8 protein-coding genes are annotated in these 14,351 nt (G+C 50.3%); 3 read left to right on the forward strand and 5 right to left on the reverse strand.

Annotation, left to right across the window (positions count from 1 at the left end; all coding sequences use genetic code 11):
• Positions 1-112 precede the first annotated feature (112 nt).
• Positions 113-955, reverse strand: coding sequence for a glutaminyl-peptide cyclotransferase (locus H7U12_RS06320; protein WP_186634679.1), 843 nt, complete (start codon positions 953-955; stop codon positions 113-115).
• Between the two features lie 509 nt (positions 956-1,464).
• Between H7U12_RS06320 and H7U12_RS06325 the strand changes: the two genes are divergently transcribed.
• A complete protein-coding gene (locus H7U12_RS06325) occupies positions 1,465-3,021 on the forward strand; it encodes a glycoside hydrolase family 10 protein (protein ID WP_186634682.1) in 1,557 nt (518 codons plus the stop codon).
• A 157-nt stretch (positions 3,022-3,178) separates the two neighbouring features.
• On the opposite strand, the gene H7U12_RS06330 is transcribed toward H7U12_RS06325, so the two are convergent.
• Together H7U12_RS06330 and H7U12_RS06335 are read right to left on the reverse strand one after the other, a co-directional pair.
• A complete protein-coding gene (locus tag H7U12_RS06330) occupies positions 3,179-4,747 on the reverse strand; it encodes a serine hydrolase (RefSeq protein WP_186634685.1) in 1,569 nt (522 codons plus the stop codon).
• A 72-nt stretch (positions 4,748-4,819) separates the two neighbouring features.
• On the reverse strand, positions 4,820-7,150 hold the full coding sequence (locus H7U12_RS06335; protein ID WP_186634688.1) for an nSTAND3 domain-containing NTPase: 2,331 nt from the start codon (positions 7,148-7,150) through the stop codon (positions 4,820-4,822).
• A gap of 282 nt (positions 7,151-7,432) precedes the next feature.
• Here H7U12_RS06335 and H7U12_RS06340 point away from each other — a divergent pair, with 282 nt between their 5' ends.
• A complete protein-coding gene (locus H7U12_RS06340; RefSeq protein ID WP_186634691.1) occupies positions 7,433-8,680 on the forward strand; it encodes a DEAD/DEAH box helicase in 1,248 nt (415 codons plus the stop codon).
• Positions 8,681-9,089: 409 nt separating this feature from the next.
• On the opposite strand, the gene H7U12_RS06345 is transcribed toward H7U12_RS06340, so the two are convergent.
• Positions 9,090-9,464 carry an endonuclease domain-containing protein gene (locus H7U12_RS06345; RefSeq protein ID WP_186634694.1) on the reverse strand — a complete coding sequence of 125 codons (375 nt, stop codon included), beginning with the start codon at positions 9,462-9,464 and terminating at the stop codon, positions 9,090-9,092.
• Between the two features lie 343 nt (positions 9,465-9,807).
• Between H7U12_RS06345 and H7U12_RS22790 the strand changes: the two genes are divergently transcribed.
• Positions 9,808-12,069, forward strand: coding sequence for a TonB-dependent receptor (locus H7U12_RS22790; protein ID WP_186634697.1), 2,262 nt, complete (start codon positions 9,808-9,810; stop codon positions 12,067-12,069).
• Between the two features lie 489 nt (positions 12,070-12,558).
• Here H7U12_RS22790 and H7U12_RS06355 read toward each other — a convergent pair whose 3' ends face one another.
• Positions 12,559-14,202: an FAD-dependent oxidoreductase gene (locus H7U12_RS06355; RefSeq protein ID WP_186634700.1), complete on the reverse strand. Its 1,644-nt coding sequence runs from the start codon at positions 14,200-14,202 to the stop codon at positions 12,559-12,561.
• Positions 14,203-14,351: the final 149 nt, after the last annotated feature.

Raw genomic sequence — 14,351 nt, forward strand, 5'->3', positions numbered from 1 at the left:
ACAAACAGAAGAGGGCAGAGGTTTAGTATAGCAGGAATATTTTCACAAGTTTCTGAAAATACAAGCACGTTTGGGCGTACTTCTAACCGCTTTGTTCTGAGAGGAGGATTTCTTAAAAGCCGAATTTAATCTCGTAGATGTTGGGCCACAGTTTGCCGGTCACGAAGACTTTGCCCGTTTCAGGGTCATAGGCGATGCCGTTGAGCTCCAGGGCATCGGGTTTCTTGGACTTGGCATCCCGGTCCAGCGAGGTGAGGTCCAGTTTCCCGACTACTTTCCCGGAACTAGGGTCAATCTTCACGATGAGGTTGGAGGTGTAGAGGTTGGCGTACAAGAAGCCTTTGATGTGCTCCAACTCGTTGAGATTTTCTACCCGGCCGTTGTGGTCTGTTACGTCAAGCACTTTTTCTGCTTGGAAGGTAGTAGGGTTGAGGTACGTGAGGCGACTGGTACCGTCGCTCATGATCAGGTGCGTGCCATCTGTGGTCATGCCCCAGCCTTCTTTGCTGGGAAAGGTGAATTCACCCAGTTTCTCAAACGTGTTCGCGTCGTACACAAACCCGATTTTGCTCACATAAGTAAGCTGGTAGAGTTTGTCGTTCAGAATCACGATGCCCTCGCCAAAGTACTTGTTCCGGTCCAGTTCTACTTTCACGTCCAACTTACCCGTGGTGAGGTCTACCACGCCAATCACCGATTTGGTCTGGGCCAGGTCAGCCGGGGAGCCGGTGCTTTCGTAGAGTTTGCCCTGGTGCACCAGAAACCCCTCGGTAAATGCGGTGGTGTCATGCGGGTAAGCTTTCACCACGCCGTAGTTGATGTCCGATGGGGCGGTGGCGCTTTTCATTTGGTTCGTGTCATGGGCGGTGGTGCTTTTGGGGTCATTGCCGCAGCCGGCTAGAACCGCCGGAAACAGCAGGGCAGTGAGGAGCTGAAGTTTAAGTGAAAGAGTCAAAATACAGTTGTTTCAGAGGTGAGGCTTCCATGGCGGATAACGCGCGGGCAGCAACCTGGGTTTATTCTTTCAGACGATGTGTTTTTATCCCGGCCCGCAACGGAACAGCTCCATTGCACACAGGGATTTCACTGGTGCAGGACCGAAGCTCCAAAACCGGGTAGCTGTTAAAGATATGAAATAAACGGATGCAAGGCATAGGTGCCCCAGGAAGCGGACCAGGTTTTGCCGCAGTTGCTTTGGCGCGACCGCTACGCCACCTTCTGGCTTTACCAGTACTTATCACCCCATTACTACCGATGCAAACAAACGGAATAACAGAAAATACCGTCTTCCGCCGAACGGGTGCCGGAAGCGGTGTCTGTACTTTAGGGCCCTTTTCTGGATTATAGCCCTAAAACGCTGAATGAATAGAAGAAAGGTTGCTTGCCACGAGGTTTGCTGTCTAATTTAGCCGCCGTTCCGGCAGGCATGCTGCGGAACAAGCTCTCACCAAACCAAAACTCCCCATGCACAGAAACTTTCTGTTCTCCCTCGTGAGCCTCTGTTGCCTTGCGTTCCTGCAAGCCTGCTCCACCTCCAAGCCCGTCGCTCCGCAGGAGCCAGTCGCGATACAGCCAACTCCCCCGGCCCCCGGTTCCAAAGCCGAGTCTGAATTCAGGGCCGCCTGGGTTGCCACCGTGGCCAACATCAACTGGCCCAGCAAACCGGGCCTCAGCACCCAGGAGCAGCAGCGCGAAGCCATTGAACTGCTCGATTTCCTGCAACAGCACCACTACAATGCGGTCATTTTCCAGGTTCGCCCCCAGGCCGATGCGCTGTATAAAAGTGACCTGGAACCCTGGTCTTACTACCTCACCGGTGAGCAAGGCAAAGCCCCGGCCCCGTACTATGACCCGCTGGAGTTCTGGACCGAAGCCGCCCATGACCGCGGCCTGGAGCTGCACGTGTGGCTGAACCCGTACCGCGCCCACCACGTGGCCGGCGGCCCCATCAGTGAGCAGTCCATCGTGAAGAAGCGCCCCGAGCTGGTGGTGCAGCTGAAAGAAGGCTACTACTGGTTAGACCCCGCCCAACAGGGAACCCAGGACCACTCCTACAACGTGGTGATGGACCTGGTAAAACGCTATGATATTGACGGCGTGCACTTTGATGATTACTTCTACCCGTACCCGTCTTACAACGGCGACCAGGACTTCCCGGATGATGTGAGCTGGGCGGCGTACCAGAAAAACGGCGGTACCTTGTCTAGGGGAGATTGGCGGAGGCAGGCCGTGAACCAGTTCATTGAGCGCCTCTACAAAGGAATCAAAGCCGAAAAAGCGCACGTGAAATTCGGGTTGAGCCCCTTCGGGATTTGGCGGCCTGGTTACCCGGCCTCGGTGCAGGGCTTTGACCAGCACAACGTCCTCTACGCCGATGCCCGCCTGTGGCTGAACAAAGGCTGGATTGACTATTTCTCGCCGCAGCTGTACTGGAAGATCAACCAGATGAACCAGAGTTTCCCGGTGTTGCTGGGCTGGTGGTCTCAGGAAAATACCATGAAACGCCACCTGTGGCCCGGCATCAGTGTGGGCCGCGACAGCAGCGCGCTCAACGTGCAGGAGATCATGAGCCAGATCATGATCACGCGCGGCATGCTGCCCAACAGCAAAGGCGTGATCCACTGGAGCCTTTCCTCGGTGACCAAAAACCCGCCCATGGCCAAAGCCCTGCTGGCCGGGCCCTATAAAAATGACGCGCTGGTGCCCACCAGCCCCTGGCTGGACTACCAGGCCCCGGCAACTCCCTCGGTGAGCACCGAGCTGCAGGGCGACAGCGTGCGCGTGGTGTGGGTGCCCAAAGAGGCCAAAGATGCGTTCAGGACGGTGGTGTACTACCAGTACGGCAACGCCTGGAACTACAAAGTCCTGAACCGCCATGACCGCTCCTTCACGCTGCTGCGCTCCTTCACCGATAAAGCCGGACAAGCGCTTCCGCTGAAGAAAGTGGCTGTGACCTCGGTAGACCGCATGGGCAACGAAAGCGACCGCCAGGAAGCCGCCGTGCCCGAAGCGGGTATGTAGCCTCGGGAGTTGCTTCAATAGCGCTACAAAACAGCTCGGCCTGCTTTCTCTGATGGGAAGCAGGCCGACTTGTTTTTATGAAAGAACGAACGGGGGTAGAGCGCTTGCGCTGGTTTTGGGCTTCTTTTCAAAAAAGAGCCCCTAAACGCAAGATGCTTTACAGGTTTGCTTTAGGCTCCGGCACCCGGGTGAAATTCAGGTCCTGAAAATCATAGCTGAAATCAGTGAGCGGGGAAATGGGCTGCATGGTTATGCCCTGGGCGCGGCCTTCAAAGTCCAGCGAGAAATTCACGAAGGCATCGGCGTCCATGCTGCGCTCGGTCCATTTTACCACGTAGGTAGTGCCTTTGTAGGGAAATAGTGCGCCAGAAAGTTTAGGCGACTTTTTAGCCGCAAACCAGAGTTGGCCGTTCTTCTGGGAAATCAAGACCTCGCCCAGCCACGGGTCACGGTAGGTGCCTAGAAAGGCGCTGTAGTTAGGGTTCTTTTTCTGCTGCTTCTGGGCGGTGGCTACTTGTTTCCAGATGGCATCGGTCACGTTGCCGGCGCTGGCCAGCGACTCCTGCCGGGCTTTGGCGTACTGGGTTACGCGGTCGGTGCCGGAGAGGCCCAGGTAGCTGTCTTTGATTTGGTCTGCGATGGCCCTGAACGCGCCGCCTTCCTGCTGGTTGGTGAAGACAATAATGCCCAGGTTCAGTTCGGGAATCATGGTAATTTGGGTGACCATGCCTTCCAGGCCGCCGGTGTGGTTGAGCTGTTTGTAGCCTTTCACGTCTGAGAGGTTGAAGCCCAGCCCGTACGCGGCAAAGTGGGTGTTGTACGGCCCCGGGTTATTTACCGGGATAAGCGTTTGCGGGGTCTGGAGTTCTTTGCTCACGGCTTCAGAGAACAGGCGCTGGCCGTTTCCGTACCGGCCGTGGTTCAGGTGCACCAACACCCATTTGCTTAAATCTGCCACGCTGCTGTAAATGCTGGCGGCGGCGTGGTCTACGGCAGAGCGGTGGCGTTGAATCACGCGCACATTGCCGTCTACTACCGCGTGGCCGTCAATCACGTTGGTTTGGTCTTTCAGGCGCTCATAGCTGGCGGCGGTTTCGGTCATGCCCAGGGGCTGCAGCAGGCGCTCCTCCACAAATTGGTCCCAGCTTTTGCCGCTCACGCGGGCCACCACCTCGCCGGCCACCAGGTAGAGGTTGTTGTCATAGTCATACTTGCTCCGGAAACTGGAGGTAGGCTTGAGGTGGCGCAGGTTGTAGATAATGTCTTGCAGCGTGAAGCTGTTGGAGTCTGGCCAGAGCATCAAATCTCCCGCGCCCAGCCCCAGGCCGCTGCGGTGGGTGAGCAGGTCCCGGATGGTGAATTCCTCGGTCACGTAGGGGTTGTACAGCTTGAATTCCGGAATATAGTCCTGCACCTTGGCATCCCAGATCAGTTTTTTCTCGTCTACCAGCAGCCCCAGCGCCGCGGCGGTGAACGCCTTGGTGTTAGAGGCTATCCCGAAGCGCGTGTGCGCATCGGTTTTCTCGCGGCTGTTCAAACTCCGCACCCCGTAGCCTGCCGCGTGCACCACTTTCCCGTCTTTCACCACGCCCACCGCAATGCCCGGCACGTTGAACGCCTGCATGGTGCGCTGCGCCAATTCGTCTATCTGCGCGCCGGTGAGCCCTTGGCTAAAGCCGAAGGGAATGGTAGTGAGGAGGAAGAGGGTGAGGAGGAGGGGTTTCATTGACCTAGTTTAATTATAAATTATTGGTTTAATGGATTTTATATCATTACCTATTTGCAATTTCTATTAGAATTATTCAGTTTTTGCAAATAAATCGTCAACCGCATTGTCTTCATTTATTAATTTAAAGCGGGAATCTTCATAATATTCTCTATCATAATCACCATCATAATCTCTTGCCTCTCTAATAAGATTTCTCTCAATTATGTCTTCCCAATATTTATGGTCTATTCCAATTCCAAAATCGTAATCAAAAGTACTGGTTGGGAATAATTCGCTTTTTAATTCACTCTCAATTTCATAAATTTCATCATATATATCCGAAACATCGTCTATGTTTTTAATTTCATCTTTTTTATCACTTTTGTAATTGTCTTCTGCACTTTGAAGTACACATTCTACCACATTAATTAAATTTTTCAGGCCATCATCTGATTCTGTATATTGGTCATAGTCTTGGTTGTATTTTTCAAATATAACAGGTATAAGCTTAGCGCTATCTATGTCAAAAATAGATTCCATTATTTTTTCAATTATTAATATAAAATTTTCTTGTATATAATTGAATGTTTGAGGAGCATCATTTAAATTCAAAATAACGTATTCCAATTTTTGAGAAATAGTAAACCAGTTCTCGCTATAATTAATTTGTTTAAAATATTCTAAAATTAAAGAATCAATATTGACTTGGTAACAATATTTACATAAAGCTTCCATTAGAGTGGAAAATTTCTCGTTCTCTGTGATATGCTTATTGGTTGTTTCTAAAATTTTAATTTTAGATTTAGAAATCCTGTCACGAATTAGTGTTTGTAAATCTTTTTCTAATGGGATTAAAGGTTTTGTTGGGTTAAACCTATTTAACTGTTCAATAAATGTTATGCTTGAAACAATACTTTTTCTTTCAGGATAAGATTCAGAAACAAGGCCAATCAAAAAATCCGTTAATGAAGGATTTATAAAGGCATATTCTCTTTCTGGTATATTTGTGTCATATAGGTTTGCTCTTATAAAGCCATTTAGTAAGATTTTAATAGATTGGTAAAATTGGCCTGAACTAATAATTTGGTTGTGTTCATTTTTTTCAAATTCTAATCTGCTATCAAAAGCATGAATTAAGGCATTTTCTGATGTACTATTTCCAAATGTAAATAAGGTTAGCAACAGACATTGGTCCAAGTAATTGATTTGGTTAATAAATGAAAATCTCCAAATTTCTCTTGGATTGTTTAAGTTGTTTAATATATATTGAACATAGTTTTGAGGTGAAAAATTTTCAATTTTTGAATTATCGGTTATAAATTCAATTATGCGTGGTGTGTAATTTTTATGTTGGATTATAGTCTTATAAAACTTTTCATTAATAATTACTTCTATGAAATCTTTTCTTAATCCTTTAAAATAAATGTGATTATATAAAATTAATGCTTTTTCGTATTTACTATAATCAGTAAGTTTTATTTCGAATTGTTGAGTTGCTAATCTAGAATGGCTGATTTTTTCATATTTCTCAATTGCATGATTTAATATTACAGTTCTAGTTGTTAAAATTAAAAATTTGTTGGGTGTGTTTTTTACTCTATCAACAAATGCTGTAAGTTGAGTTTCTGTTTTATTAGCATTTATTATTTCAAAATAGTTTGCTCCCAAGAAATCATCAAAGTAGAATATTTGCTTTTCATCGTCATTCGGTGAAATTATATCTTCTGCTTCTGTGATATTATTTACCTTGTAAATTTTATAGTTGCTTCTGGCTCTTTCAATTAGGATTACTTCTGCTAGGGTGGTCTTTCCAATGCCTGGTTGTCCTGTAATTAGAAGAAGCTTTTCTTTTTGTAATATCTTATTCGCATCATCAAGCTTTTTTGTGACTACATATAATTGGATATTTTTGCTTATTTTTTCTAATAGATGTCTGCTTCTACCTTCAATTGCATTGTTAATAATTGAATTGTAAACATTAATGCTTGAAAACCAAAGCTTAAAGTATTTTTTTTCAATATCTGGGTTTTCCGACAAATACCCGTTTAAGTCTTCTTGTCCTATTACGTCATTTGAGCTAAGAATATATGGGGCTAAAATTGCTTTTATTTCATCCTTTTGAGGAGCAGAAAGAGGAAGTGATGTAACAACTATGTATCTATCAGGGTTTAATTGTTTAATTTTATCAAGTTCTTTGTTTAAGAGTGTGTGTTTTAGTTGGGCGAAAGCTGAGCCTATATAGTGCTTTGCTTGAACAATAATTGAGTTGTTATTGTATTTAGTTGAGAACCTTAAATCAGTTCCTTTATCTTTACCGACTCTAAAATTTTGCAATTCAAGATTAAATTTGGCATTCAGCAAGTCTTTTGCTATTTGCTCAAATTCTTTGTCATTTAGAGTAGAAAAATTGTAATTGTTCATTTTTTTCTTTATGATACAAGGAGAAAAAGATTTGGAAATTTATTAACTGCTTTTTTAACAGAGTAAGTTTTTTAATTTTCGAATATAGTAAAAACCTATATTTCGTAAGCTTCAATATTCTTCTTTTTCAATTATTTTTTTAGACCAGCACTAAAACACCAATTCACCACCTCCCCCTGCAAAAACCAGAAAGAAATCGCACCTTTGTAGAAGTTTCGGCGGGGGAACCGTAAAAGGGGAGAACCGCCACCACCTCGGCCGCTGGCCGGAACCATTGCGCCCATGAAATTCGAGGATTACCATATCAACCCCGCCATCAAGAAAGCTCTGGACAAACTGGGCTTCAAGAAACCCACCGATATCCAGTTTAAGGCCATTCCGCCCATCTTGAAGGGCGAAGACGTGCTGGCCATCGCGCAGACGGGTACCGGCAAAACCGCGGCCTTTGCCATTCCGGTGCTACACCTGCTGCATGAGCGCAAGCAGTACGGCCGCCAAGATGGCATAAAATGCCTGGTGATGGTGCCCACGCGCGAGCTGGCTATCCAGATTACCGAGGTCTTCCACACCCTGGGCAAGCACACCCGCGTAGAGACCATGACCGTGTTTGGCGGCGTGGAGCAGGCTCCGCAGATTTCAAAACTGGAAGACGGCATAGATGTGCTGGTGGCCACGCCCGGCCGCATGTTTGACCTCGTGAGCCAGGGCCACATCCGGCTGGAGCGCGTGGAAATGCTCATCCTGGACGAGGCCGACCACATGCTGGACTTGGGCTTCATCAAAGACATTAGAGACGTGCTGCGCCACCTGCCCCGCAAGCGGCAGACGCTGTTTTTCTCGGCCACCATCAATGAGCACATCAAAGACCTGGCGTACTCGCTCGTGACCAAGCCCATTAGAATCCAGATTTCGCCCAAAGACCCCGTGTCTAAGAACGTGGACCATAGCGTGGCCTACGTGGGCATGGATGACAAACGCTTCTTTCTGGAGCGCGTGGTGAAAGAGAACGAAGGCAGCAAGATACTGGTGTTCGTGCGCACCAAAGTACGGGCCGAACGCGTGCACAACGCCATGGAGCGCGTGGGCATCACTACCGAAACCCTGCACGGCGACAAAGACCAGAAAGACCGCCTCAACTCGCTCAACCGCTTCAAGCGCGGCGACGTGAAAGTGCTCATCGCCACCGACGTCAGCTCCCGCGGCATTGACATACCCAGCGTAGAGTACGTCGTGAATTATGACCTGCCCGATGTGCCCGAAAACTACGTGCACCGCGTAGGCCGCACCGGCCGAGGCACACAGAAAGGAAAATCCGTGTCGTTCTGCAGTCCCGAGGAAAAACCCATCCTGGACCAGATTGAAGAATACCTGGGCAAACCCATCAAAGTCCTGGAAATCCAGAAAGACGACTACACCGCCACCATTGACTTCTCCGCCGAGGTAAAACCCGATTTGAAATCTCTGCTGCGCGAGGTAGAGGAGTTTGAGAACCAGAAGAAAACGAAGAAGAAGCCGAAGGGGAAGAAGTAGAGGCGAAGTACATTTGCAAAAGCCGTTTAGGGGCTGTTTTTCCAAAAACAGCCCCTAAACGGCTTTTGGGTTTTAGAGCAGTAGACGAGATACCCCTATTGAGAAAACTTTTTCGATAGGAGGTGAAGGTAAGCGATCTCTCTCTAAGCGCAGATTCTCCCCTTGAGGGGAGATAAAGAGGGGTGTTTACACAGGAGAGCACGCATTGTTAAACATTCTTTCTTTTATGACCCAGCAGTATTTTCCGCGCCAAAGTTGGGAACGCCATGACCGGCAGGTGTAAACACCCCTCTTCGCTCCCCTCAAGGGGAGAATCTGCGCTTGCAAGGGGTGAATCTGTGCTTGTAAGGGGAGGTTTATGCTTGGCAGATTATTTTGCTGAGGTGCTGATAGTGTTTAAACAGGAGAGTCACTTCTGCTGATTTTGATGCTCCTCTATCCAGTGGTAAATCTCCTCCACCACAAATCTGATATTCCGCTTCACATCAATGTCTTCAAACCGAAGGAACTTCACTCCAGACGCTTTCAATTCTTGCTCCCTCTGTTGGTCATACGCTACTTTTTCATCATGGCTGTTCCCGTCTACTTCAATGGCTAGTTGCAGCTCATGGCTGTAAAAGTCCACAATGTAGTTGAGCATCGGCACCTGCCGGTGGAATTGGGCCCCTAACTTTCTGTCTTTGATTTCCTCCCATAAAAGCACCTCCGCCAGCGTGCTGTTCTTGCGGAGATATTTTGCCTTTTCTCTAAGGTCTGGGCGGTATGGAATGATTCTGTTGGGCATTAAGAATAGTACGAAATGCGTGACCAGCAGGTGTAAACACCCCTCTTTAGAGCTGCGCCCGCTGCTTCAAACTTCCGTTTAGACAATCCTCAAGGGGAAAATCTGCATGAACTAATGTAGTTGTGAACTTCAACCGAAATACAAATTCATTCATTTCTAGTCACATTACACCTGCCCAAAAGCCTCACCAGTTCTCAAAACCTGTGAAGTCTACGCAAACCACCTCTCCAGGTACCGGCCTCAAGGATAGATTGATAAAATGTCTCTAAACATTATTATAAGTATTTCGTATTTTATTTTTAGGTTTGTCTAAAAATATGTTTTAGTCCATTTAATGCTGAGCATGCGAAAACAACTACTTCTGCTATTTGGGCTTTTGCTCCCCCTTACCGCCGCGGCCCAACAGGTCACCATCACTGGAAGCGTGCGCGACGCGCAGACGCGGGAGCCGCTGGGGTTCTGCAACATTAGTGTAGTGAATAGCACCCTCGGCACCATGGCCGATGAGAAAGGGAAGTTCACCCTGAAGCTTCCGCAAACTCAGCTGAACAGCCAACTGGTAGTTTCCTTTCTGGGCTACCAGAACGATACCCTTCGGCTGCAGGTGGGGAAAACCAGCTATCAGGTGAACCTTCGGCCCACGGCCGGGAAACTGAACGAGGTGGTGGTGACGGGCACCATGAAAGAGATGAGTCGGTTGGAGAGTCCGGTGCCGGTGGAGGTGTACACGCCTGCATACTTCAAGAAGAACCCCACGCCCAGTTTGTTTGAGGCTGTGGGCATGATCAACGGGGTGCAGCCGCAGCTTAACTGCAACGTCTGCAACACCGGTGACATCCACATCAACGGCATGGAAGGCCCGTATACGCTCATCTTGATTGACGGCATGCCCATTGTGAGCAGCCTCTCCACGGTCTACGGCCTCAACGGAATCCCCAACAGTCTGGTGGAGCGGCTGGAGGTGGTGAAAGGTCCGGCGGCCTCGCTGTACGGCTCTGAGGCGATGGGCGGTATTATCAACGTGATTACCAAAAGTCCGCTGAAAGCGCCGCGGGTGAGTGCCGAGGTGTTCGGGACCACCTGGGGCGAGGTGAGTTCAGACCTAGGCGTGAAGTTTAAAGCCGGTCAGGCGCACGGGTTGGTGGGCATCAACTACTTTAACTACCAGAACCCCCTGGATAAAAACCAGGACGGCTTCACCGATGTCACCTTGCAGCAGCGCGTCTCCGTGTTCAACAAGTGGGATTTTGCACGAAACCAGAACCGAGTGGCCAGCGTGGCGGCCCGCTACGTGTACGAAGACCGCTGGGGCGGACAGATGGACTGGACCAAAGAACACCGCGGCTCAGACCAGCTCTACGGCGAAAGCATCTACACCAAGCGCTGGGAACTCATTGGTCAGTACCAACTGCCGGTGTCAGAGAAAATCATGGCCCAGCTGTCGGTGAACCGGCACCAGCAGAACTCCTTCTACGGCACCACGCCCTTCCACGCCGACCAGACCGTGGCCTTCGGGCAGCTGTATTGGGACAAGCCGCTCACGCCCCGCCACAACCTGCTGCTGGGCACCTCGTTCCGCTACACTTACTATGATGACAACACCCCCGCCACGGCCTCCAGTGATGCCGCCAACCCTCAAAATACGCCTGTGACTACGCCCTTGCCCGGTGTGTTTGTGCAGGACGAATGGACCCTCACGGAGAAGCACAAACTGCTGCTGGGCTACCGCTATGACTATGACAAACGTCACGGGCACATTCAGTCGCCCAGGGTGGCGTACAAGTGGTCGCCGGGGCCGCAGCATACAGTGCGCGCCAGCTTCGGGACGGGCTACCGGGTGGTGAGCCTCTTCACCGAGGACCACGCTGCGCTCACCGGGGCCCGCGAGGTGGAAATCACCGAGGAACTGAAACCGGAGCAATCCATCAACAGCAACCTCAATTACATTTGGCAGGCTCCGTTGGACGCGTTTCTGGTGACCGTAGACGTGACCGGTTTCTACTCCCGGTTCAGCAATAAGATCATTGGTGACTTTGACTCTGATCCGCAGAAAATCATCTACTCCAACCTGCGCGGGCACGCGGTTTCCAAAGGCGTGACCGTGAACACCGAGTTCTCGTTCTACAACCCCCTGAAACTTTCGGCGGGCGTCACCTACATGCAAGTGTACCAGAAAGAAGCCGAAGGCGAGGGGCCGCTGGTGAAGCGGGTGCAACTGCACGCCCCGGAGTGGTCCGGGAATTTCCTGGCGGGGTACACGTTTGCGGGCAGCTTTACGGTAGACCTCACCGGCACCTTCTACGGCCCCATGCGACTGCCCATCCTCCCCAATGATTACCGCCCCGAGTACTCGCCGTGGTTCAGTCTGGTGAACGTGCAGCTCACTAAGAAATGGAAGAACGGGCTGGAGGTGTTCGGGGGCGTGAAAAACCTGTTCAACTTCGTGCCGAAAGACCCCATTATGCGCCCCTTCGATCCTTTTGACCGCACGGCAGATGACCCCATCTCCAACCCCCACGGCTATACCTTTGATCCCAGCTACAACTACGCTTCCTTGCAGGGCATGCGCGGATTTCTGGGCGTGCGGTATAATCTGTTTCAATAGGAAATGGGATTCTGCGTTTAGGGGCTGTTTTTCCAAAAAGAGCCCCTAAACGCAGCACATCAATTTATTGAAAAAGGCTGCTGTGGCTGCCTGTCTCTCTAGGGAGGGAATAGATCGTTACATTCTTTTAATCTTCCATCTTCCAATCCCCTTCTTCGGGCTTCCGGATTTGTAATCCGGAAGCCCGAAGAAGGGGATTTATAATCCCCGGCTGCCCTCATCTGAATGAGCTTCAAAGGAGCGGATGTCAGTACCACCACAGGTGAGGTCAGTACGGTGGTAAACTTCCAACTACAGGTGTGGTGATCAGAAAAGTTGGCTGCCGTTCCTTTCTCACCTTCTTGCTTTAGGTCTGTCAGTGGACAGGCCGATGGTCCATCACTACCGATGGAACTGGGCTTGTGTATAAAAAAAAATAAGGTTGCATTTAGGGGCCGTTTTTCCCAAAACAGCCCCTAAACGCAACCTCGGTACTGCGCCAGAGAAAATCTAAAAGCGTTTGCGCATTCTCTTGAATTTGGACGTGTCTGTGCCTTTCCAAGCTTTCCGGAGAAAATAAACTCCGGCCAGGGCAGAGGCGGCAAAAAACGCGACAGAAGTCATTTTCTTGAAGCGGTTAGAAGAACTGGGCTTGTCTTCCATTTTGGATAAGTCCAGGTAGGCGGGGCCTTCCAGCACGTGGCCGTCTACGTCAAAGCGGCTGCCGTGGCAGGGGCAGTCCCAGCTTTTCTCGGCTTTATTGAAATGCACCAGGCAGGCCATGTGCGTACACACCGCCGAGACCACGTGCAGCTTGCCGGTGTCATCGCGGTACGCGCCGTAGTTCTTGCCATCCATCTCAATGTTCTTGCCTTCCCCTATGCGTACATCGGCGAGTTCTTCTACCTGGCTGCGGTAGGGTAGGTCTTTGAGGTATTGGGCCATCACGTCTACGTTCTCCTTGATGAATTTAGGAGCCGCTTTCATGGGCTGGTGCCGGGTAGGGGAGTACATCTCGGCCCATTGGTTTTCATTGCCCAAAATCAGGTCACTCAGAATCATGGCCGATAGGGTGCCGAAGGTCAGTCCATCGGCCTCAAAGCCGGTAGCCACGTAGATGTTGGAGCCGCTGTGCTTGCGCCCGATGTAGGGCAAATGGTCGGCGGGTTTATATTGCTGGGCGGCCCAGCGGTATTCCACTTCTTTTACGTCGAAGCGTTCGCGTACGTACCGCTCCAGTTTCTGGAAAGCTTCTTCGTTGTCTTCTTTGTGCCCCACTTTATGCGGTTCGCCCAGAATTAACAGGTACGGGTCGCCTTGGTCATTGGCGTAGGTGCGCATGGAGTGGTGGTGCATGCCGTGGTAATCCCAGAACGTGCCTTCGGGGTAAGCCGAGTTCAGAGACACCGCCAAGGCGTATTCGCGGTAAGGGCCCAGCAGCGTGTGCAGAAACCAGATGCCTTTGGGCGTGTGGGTGGCGTGGATAACCTGTTGCGCGCGTACTTTGCCGTGCTCGGTGTGCACCACATTGGGTGAGCCGTCTTCTACGTACAGAACTTTGGTGTGCTCAAAAATATGGCAGTTGGGCCCTGCGGTATGGGCGGCCAACTCTTTCACGTACGCCATGGGGTTGAACTGCGCCTGGTTTTCCAGGCGCATGGCAGCGCTGACCGGGAACGGCAGCGGGGTTCTGGCTTCGTCCAGATAGGCGGGGAGGCCTGCCTTCTGGGCGGTTTCCACTTCGGCTTGGATAAAGGCGTTTTCGGCCTCATATTCGGTAAGCAGGTAAAAAGGAATCCGCTTGAAGTGGCAATTGATAGAATAACGCTGCACCAGGCTTTCAATAAGGTCAATGGCCGCGCTTCGGGAAGAGGTGAGCGCCCGTACCGTTTCCTGGTCGTACTTCTTTTCCATCACACTCAGGTAAGAGCCTACGGTGGCGTACAGGTTGCCGGTAGAATAACCGGTGGTGCTTTCGGCCACTTTCAGGGCTTCCAGTACCACCACTCGTTTTCCAGCCGCCGCCAGGAGATGCGCCGTGGTGATGCCCGTGATGCCGCCCCCAATCACCACCACATCGGTGGTCAGGTCGCCTTGTAATCTGGGATAATTGCTTGCCTGGGCATCTTGCCGCCAAATAGAAGTGGTTTTCATAAAGAAAGTCTTGCCGTTAGAATAGAAACATTCCATTTTTAACGCGAGGGAGCAAAAAAGGTAGCGTTATTGCCGGGACCTAGGTAAATTTGGGAGTGCGAAGGCCGCGCGTGCCTATCATCCGTAAATAATCCGGGCTTTTCATCATC

Source organism: Rufibacter sediminis (assembly GCF_014269285.1).
Classification (GTDB): Bacteria; Bacteroidota; Bacteroidia; order Cytophagales; family Hymenobacteraceae; genus Nibribacter; species Nibribacter sediminis.

Excerpts from the sequence above, each read along its gene's own strand:
- H7U12_RS06325 (WP_186634682.1), top strand. The coding sequence starts at position 1,465 with ATGCACAGAAACTTTCTGTTCTCCCTCGTGAGCCTCTGTTGCCTTGCG.
- H7U12_RS06355 (WP_186634700.1), bottom strand. The coding sequence starts at position 14,202 with ATGAAAACCACTTCTATTTGGCGGCAAGATGCCCAGGCAAGCAATTAT.
- H7U12_RS06345 (WP_186634694.1), bottom strand. The coding sequence starts at position 9,464 with ATGCCCAACAGAATCATTCCATACCGCCCAGACCTTAGAGAAAAGGCA.
- H7U12_RS22790 (WP_186634697.1), top strand. The coding sequence starts at position 9,808 with ATGCGAAAACAACTACTTCTGCTATTTGGGCTTTTGCTCCCCCTTACC.
- H7U12_RS06335 (WP_186634688.1), bottom strand. The coding sequence starts at position 7,150 with ATGAACAATTACAATTTTTCTACTCTAAATGACAAAGAATTTGAGCAA.
- H7U12_RS06330 (WP_186634685.1), bottom strand. The coding sequence starts at position 4,747 with ATGAAACCCCTCCTCCTCACCCTCTTCCTCCTCACTACCATTCCCTTC.
- H7U12_RS06340 (WP_186634691.1), top strand. The coding sequence starts at position 7,433 with ATGAAATTCGAGGATTACCATATCAACCCCGCCATCAAGAAAGCTCTG.